The organism is Chitinophaga deserti (assembly GCF_003149455.1).
Taxonomy (GTDB): Bacteria; Bacteroidota; Bacteroidia; order Chitinophagales; family Chitinophagaceae; genus Chitinophaga; species Chitinophaga deserti.
Window position 1 is genome coordinate 1 of record NZ_QFFK01000020.1, and the last position, 7,052, is coordinate 7,052.

Consider the following 7,052-nt stretch of genomic DNA (forward strand, 5'->3'; position numbering starts at 1 on the left):
GGCGCACCCATTGCAATGGCATACCAGACGAGGCGAGTAATGGAAGGCATCCCCGCATACCGAACAATTAAACGTACCGTAATCCGCTCCCAACGAGGGATTCATAAACCATAACAGATCCATCTGTTTACATTTTAAAGATTAAAGAAGATTGTGTTGATTGTCCACCTAAGGACGTTGGAGCATTTCCCGCCACCACCCGCCATGCGGCGGCACACACGGGAGCGGGAGTGTGAGCAAAGCGAACACGGAGCTACCGGCCGGGTGCCGCCGCCGGCAGGTGGCGGACAAAATGGGCAGAGGAGGGATTGGCGCGCTTCGCGCTAAGACCGGGAGCTGCCCGAACGAAGGGTAAAAGGGAGGGCACATGGAAGCGTTCTGCCTACAGGGAACGTGCCCGCCCTTTTTCCCGCAGTGAGACCGCTTTTCCCTACGTAGTAAGTAAGGAGCCCAGCAGGTTGTAAGAACTCCCTGCACAAAGTTTCCTGCGGTTCGACAATCTGCCACTAGACTATAGGCTGGCGGATTCGAACCGTGCAAGGATTTCCAGATGAGTTCGAACCACCAGACCCTTGCCCAGAACTGGATTCGAACCAGCACACTCCTAAAATCCACGTTGGCTTCCCTACGTGGATCCAGCTCAGCTCATAAGTCAATTGATTACTAAACTATTAGAATACTAAACTTCTTATTTACCCGGTTAATTTCGAACTACAGAAAAAAGGCATTTCGAACCTAAAGCACCGAACCACAAAGCATTTCAGGCAATCCGATTCCACGTTGGTAAGCCAACATGGATTCGAACCATGACACTCAGATCCAGAATCTGAGTACCCTAAAGAACGCTTTGCACAGACTGGGGATTTACGTAATTTCACGATCATGGAAGTAATCAGCGATATATTCATCAACCTGCTCTCTGACGCCATTTGGGCAGGCGGAGGCCTTGTACTGGCATGGCTCTTAAAAAATATACTGTAGGTTCGATTCTCTCCAAGATCGGAACCTAAGTCCCAAAAACCAGCACCAATAAGGATTTTACTTCCTCAAAAACATAGGACGCACGGATTACGCACGATCACAAGGACGCAGGTTCGACTCCCGCCAGCTCCACTTATTCAATCTGATTTCAGGCGCTGGATCACTGCTTTACTTAACCCCGTCAACCGCATGATTTCAGGGACAGTGTAGCCCGATAACTTCATCTGCCGTGCTATTTCACGGGCCTTATCGCTTACGCCGGTTGTATGACCGATCTGCCTGCCCTTCTCCCGTGCCCGCGCTTCCAGCTCATATTCCGGTACATACTTTTCACTCCGTTCCAGCTCTGCCAGCAACCCGTCCTCAGCAAAACTGTAATACCCCTTTTCACTGATAATAATGTGATCCTCCACCGGTACATGCAACAGCCGCCCGCACTGGATCATCCGGTCGGTCATGTCCTTATCCGCTGCCGAGGGTTTCAGCAGACCGCTGGGATGGTTATGTACCAGGATGATTTTCACACTGCGCTTTTGCAGCGCCAGGCTATAGATCTCCATCGGCTCGGCAATCGTCCTGCTCACAGAACCCATGCTCACCAGCTCGATCAGCAGCAGCGTATGATCCGCCGCCAGCCCCAGCACCCACAGGTGTTCCCGGTTGCGGTCGATCTTCTGTTCCCGCCGCAGCAGCATCCGCATGATCTCATGAACATCCTGCCGCGCCTCGATCTTCGTTTTCTTTAGCTTGCTCAATCGTATCTCCATTTTAGTGTACGCTTTGAAGTTAACCAATACAAGGATGAACCATCCCGTTCATTACTATTCATTTCGCTTACCCCATCGGGTGGAAGGCAGCCACCGCTGCCGCCAGCGCCTCCTCCCCTGACGGCCGGTAACGCTCCGTGCTCGACGGATACTTATGCCCCGCGAACACCTGCACCGCTGCCAGTCCCTCACCGGCTTTCAGTTTGCTGGCGATTACGCTCTGGCGGATGCGCTGGGCGCTGGCCGGATAATGCCGCAGCACATGCTTCACAATATCATCCGCTACCATTGGCTGACCCCGCAACCCTAACAGCAACCCCTCCGTTGCTCCGCCCTTCAGCAGCCGGGGGCGCACCACCTGCAGGTATCCGTAAAAAAGCAGCACCTGCGCCGCCTGCAGCGCAAGCACTCTTTCATTGGTGGTCACCGTTCCCGCTGTCCGCAACGTTCCGCTCTCCAGGTCGATATCCCCTACCCGTAACCCGGCAATCTCAGCCGGTTTTAAGGCCTGATACACCAAAAGACTCAACAATACCCGATCGCGCTCGTCCAGCCCCGTATAACGCCCCTTTTGACCTCCTGCGGCCACCAATACTTCCAGCTCCGCAGCCGTCAGCAGATCCTGCAGCTGGATATCACGGCTGCGCATGTCCCGTAAACGGATACGGCCGGCCGGGTTATCCATTCGCTGACCACTGGCCACCAGCCAGCTGTAATACAGCTTCACCGCGCTTAATATCCGGTTCAGCGTCGAGGCGTTGCCGTAACGGCTGCGCAAAACACCCAGCCACCCGATCACCGCGCCATAGTCTGCCCCGGCCGCACCGGGATACCCCGACAGGTAAGTGGTGATTTCACGGAGGTAGGCTTTGGCGGTGGAGGCCGCGCAGTGCCTGTGCAGGTAAGCATCCAGTCTCATACGCAGCTGCTTTTAGGATAAGCATAGCGCTGCGTCGTGTCCGCGCACCGGTGCCCTAAAAAGTCCCGCACCTGTTCCAGTAACATGCCCCGCGCCAGCAGATGCGTGGCGATGGAGTGGCGCAGCCGGTGCGGTGTTACCGGTACTGCCAGCCCTGCACGCTCCCCCAGCGCAGCCACCAGCTTGTAAAGGCCATCACCCCCTAAAGCACGGCCCCGGATGCTGACCAGCCACCGCGGCGCACCACCCGGCAACAGCACGCCCAGCCAGCGGCCATACGCTGCAAAACAACGTGCTGCCTGCCCTGCCAGCGGCACCACCCGCCGCCGTACACCCTTACCACGCCGCACGTAGAGCAGGCCCCTGTCCGGGCATACGTCACTGCTGACCAGACCCGTGGCCTCGCTGCGGCGCAGCCCGCAGCTGTAGAGCAGGTGCAGCACTGCCCGCTCCCGCTCATCCGTTGCCGCATCGAACAGTGCCACCACCTCATCCAGCGACAGCGGCAACCGCAACCCATTGCCCAGCCGCCGCAACCGCAGCCCGCTCATCGGGTGCGCCGTCGTATCCCCACACGCCTGCTGCCAGTCAAAAAACACCCGCAGGCTGTAGAGGTAGTGATCCACCATCTGACCACTCAGCACCCCCTCCCGTCGGCGCAGCGGCCGCACCTGCAGGTACTCGTAAAAAGAGACAATATCGGCCGGTCTGACCGCGCCCGGCGACAGGGGCTGGTAGTCAAAAAAATCCCGCGTGCAGGTATCCAGCATCCGCACCCCGCCTGCGCTGTAGCCTACCGCGCACAGGTAGTCCCGGAAGCGCATTAAGCGCTCCATCATGAGCTGTTCCATAAACCCTGGTTTTAAAATTTCACTAGAAGTAAAAAGAGGTTTTACCCTCCGGATAACAAACTGTTTTGATAGTACTATGCCGTTTGGCTATAGCTACGGCCGTTTTTCTATACCTACGGCGTTAACAAACAGGGGCCTTGCACATTTTCAGTGAACACTGAACGCCAGCCCCTTTTTAGGCAGTTTCCTGCGCCAGTGGCGCGTCCTGGCGTTCAGTCTGGCGTTCACCACTACTGAACACCAGCCCTCCGCCCAGTGCCGCCAGTTGCTCCTGCAGCCCCCTCTTTAACTGCTCCCGCAACAGCGCATACCCATCCCAATGCACGATCCGGTAACGGAAGCCCCGGTTGATATGCCCGTACTGCTGCAGGTACCCCAGCTCCACCAGCCGGTTCAGGCAGAACTGTTGCCGCGTCTTGCCCATGCCCAACGCATCCCGCACATCGAAGCGCGTAAACTCACGATCCCGCCGATCTTCGCCCACAAACGTTTTTAACTGCTCGTAGAACTGCCGCAGGCTCCCGTCCAGCTCATCCACCTTTAGCACGATGCTGTCGAACATGATCTCCACCGCTATCGCCAGATCACTCACTACTGCGATCACACGCCCTTCTGTATCCCGTTCCCGCTGGTGCTGGTGTAATAAGGTCACCATCTTCACAAAGCTTAAAAACAGGTCGTTTAAACGCCGCAGCTTATGCGCCTGCCGGGGTAGCTGTAATTTGCCCGCATAGGGGTTCACCACACCCAGCGGCTCCAGTGCCCGCACCAGGTTGCGCACCTGTGCCTTGGCACGATCTTCCGCCCCTTGGCTCGTAATACCCGCTGCTACCCGGTTCTGGTAGTTGAGTATCTTACCCGTCTGCTCCGCGCTCTCATCCACCGCCACCAAAAACACCCGGCTCATGTTGTCTTCGTAGATCTCGCCTTTCGTGGTGCAGGCAAGGCTCCCGATAGGACCGCGCACCGTCTTCTGCCCGCTGGTGATACGCCCATCTTCCAGCTTAATGCTGGTGGCGCTGTTCAACTCCCCGTTGCTTTGCAGTTCTCTTAACGCAAACTCTGCTTCCTCGCTTAAGCCATCGATATCCTCTAAGCAGAGCAGGCGGTTGACGAAGTAAGTCTCCGGATAGTTGTACAGCACCTTGTCGCTCACACGGGTTAAACGGGTCACCGACTCCGGTGGCATGCAGTCGGATATCTGCCGCAGCAGCCGCGTTTTACCGCTGCCGCTCGATCCCTGTATCAGCGCATGCAGTGGCTGCGCCATCTTATGGCTCAGCGCGATCAGTAGCAAAAAAAGGCGCGGGTTCTCTTCACCGATGATGCCGGTATTGCCCAGCAACTCGTTGAGTCTTTGCAGCAGATCCGGTGCCTGTAAAAAAGATAAAGCTGCACTGCGCTCTACTGCCGTCAGGGGATAGCTCGCTACCTTCGGCGCGTCGGCTTTTACCTGCTCATCCCGGTAAGTGTCCAGCGCATCGGCAAGGCCGCGCAGCTCGTCTGCGATAGTAGCCGCATCCAGCCCCAGTGGCACACTCACTTCCCGCGCCAGCCGCTCCACCTGCTTATCCTCGTACAGATCCACCTTGTGCCGCCGCTTCTGACCGCTGCCCTTATGCTCCACCGCTACCGTCACCTTCAAACTATCGCCCCCCTTACCGATCCCGCCCTGCACCGTATACACCGCCACAGCAGCCGTGTACCGCAGCCGCAGCACGTCGCGGCTATCCAACACACCGGCTGTATTTGGCGGTGCGGGATTGGGTGTAGGCACAGCATAGGAAGTGGGGAGGTCTTTTTCAGTAGGAGGTACGGGAGTGTTGATAGCGGTAGGGATAGTTGCGGTGGCAGTTGTATTTTCAGTTGAAGTAAAAAAGGAGGTACGTGCTGTCATCAGATGCTCCAACACTGCCGGATCATGCCCCGCTGCAAGGCTCGCCAGATCCTCCCCTTCCGGCAGTGCGATCACCGACAGCCTTACGCCCGGCACCTGGTCGCGCAGTTGTGTGGCGTATTTTTCTGTAGCGGCGCGGCCTGCCCCGTCTGCGTCGAAGGCTAGGAGGATTTCAGTGAGGTGCGGCAGGGAGGCTACCGCCTCCCGGTGCTCTGCCGTAAAACCATGGGTACCATAACACGCCAGCACGCTGTAATCCTTACGGATGGTTTCCTGTTGGAGTAATACCGCTGCGTCAATGATGGATTCCGTTAAGATCAAGCGCTGCGTATCCGCTTTCGGGTAACATGGATAAAGGCCGGCGCGGTCTTTTAAATAAAAGTGCCGCTGGTCATGGTCATTAGTAATCGATCGGAAGTACAGCCCTTTTATTTCACCGGCCTTGCCCCGCAGTGCGAACACGATACAACCACGGCCGAACACCTTATACGCCTGACCGCCTTCCCGTGAGTTCGTTCCCCACGCCATCAGCAGCCCGGCGGATTCACAGGCTGCCAGTAACGCATCCTCTTTACGTTGCCCGTGGTGGAACTGCCCGCTGTTATAACCGATCTCCACCTGCGTCGCATCCAGCCCGCGGCTGCGGATATAATCCTGCGCAGGCTTGCTGTTATGCACCCCATTCTTGAAGTAGGTGAACATTCTTTCCAGGATGGTCTCACGGGGCTGGGCGGTCAGCGGCGCGGCCGCTGGCGCGCCACCGATCAGCTCCCGGCAGTAACGGATCGCTTCACCCTTGCTCACCCCTTCCTTGTGCATCACAAAGTCGATCACGTCCAGCGCCTTGCCGTGCGTCTTGCAGTTGGAAGAGAAGCAATAGCATGACTGTGTTTTGTAGTACACCTGCAGGCTCGGTGTCTTATCGTCATGGAACGGGCAGTGTAACCGTGCGTGCTTATCCGGTTTTAACCCGTAGTGCAAAAGCACCTGGGCGAGCGTGAGGCTTTGTTTGATATCGGCGATATCCATGCTGGCGGTTTTGACTGTGGAAAAATATTTATTCCGTAACTATCAGATACAAATCTATCCAATAGCTTCAAAACAACCAAATCTTATTGCAAGTATTTATATCCTTTAGTTACCTAAATTTGTAAAATACCGCTCCTCACAAACAAATCGGTATCCTTTAAGACATGAATACAGGCAAGATTATCGCAGATGCAAGAGACGATAAAGGATGGTCACAGACCGACCTCGCAGACGCCAGCGGTGTATCCCGCGTCATGATAGGTAAATATGAACGTGCAGAAGCAGTACCCTCGCTCGATGCTGCAAAGAGGATTGCAGATGCGCTGGGGGTATCGCTCGACTATCTTGTAGGGGAAGGGGTTAACAGTAGATTCGATAAAAAGACCCTTAAAAGACTCCAGGACATCGAACTGATAGAGGAACCTAAAAAGACGGTACTGTTCGATCTCATCGATACTTATATCCGGGATGCTAAAATCAGGAAGGCGCAACAATAAAAAGGCACTATCTCATTAACTGTGTAAACATAGAAAATCGGAGTTTCGTATTTGTACCTATAACTTGATTCTATTTTCAAAAATAGTTAAAAACTGATGGAGGACAACGCC

At 55.6% G+C, this 7,052-nt stretch carries 5 protein-coding genes; 1 reads left to right on the forward strand and 4 read right to left on the reverse strand.

Features of this window, described 5'->3' with window-relative positions; all coding sequences use genetic code 11:
• Positions 1-1,118: 1,118 nt before the first annotated feature.
• From DEV76_RS25730 to DEV76_RS25745, 4 genes are all read right to left on the reverse strand, one after another.
• Positions 1,119-1,736 carry a JAB domain-containing protein gene (locus DEV76_RS25730; RefSeq protein WP_157963121.1) on the reverse strand — a complete coding sequence of 206 codons (618 nt, stop codon included), beginning with the start codon at positions 1,734-1,736 and terminating at the stop codon, positions 1,119-1,121.
• 79 nt (positions 1,737-1,815) lie between these two features.
• Complete coding sequence (locus DEV76_RS25735) at positions 1,816-2,667, reverse strand: tyrosine-type recombinase/integrase (RefSeq protein ID WP_109700838.1); 852 nt, start codon at positions 2,665-2,667, stop codon at positions 1,816-1,818.
• On the reverse strand, positions 2,664-3,518 hold the full coding sequence (locus tag DEV76_RS25740) for a tyrosine-type recombinase/integrase (protein ID WP_109700839.1): 855 nt from the start codon (positions 3,516-3,518) through the stop codon (positions 2,664-2,666). Before DEV76_RS25740 ends, DEV76_RS25735 begins: the two co-directional genes overlap by 4 nt.
• A gap of 175 nt (positions 3,519-3,693) precedes the next feature.
• The gene (locus DEV76_RS25745) at positions 3,694-6,444 is read right to left on the reverse strand and encodes a CHC2 zinc finger domain-containing protein (RefSeq protein ID WP_109700840.1); all 2,751 of its coding nucleotides are present in this window, start codon (positions 6,442-6,444) and stop codon (positions 3,694-3,696) included.
• 164 nt (positions 6,445-6,608) lie between these two features.
• On the opposite strand from DEV76_RS25745, the gene DEV76_RS25750 reads away from it, so the two are divergent.
• Positions 6,609-6,941 (forward strand): helix-turn-helix domain-containing protein, encoded by a 333-nt coding sequence (locus DEV76_RS25750; RefSeq protein ID WP_109700841.1) that lies wholly within the window; start codon positions 6,609-6,611, stop codon positions 6,939-6,941.
• Positions 6,942-7,052 lie beyond the last annotated feature (111 nt).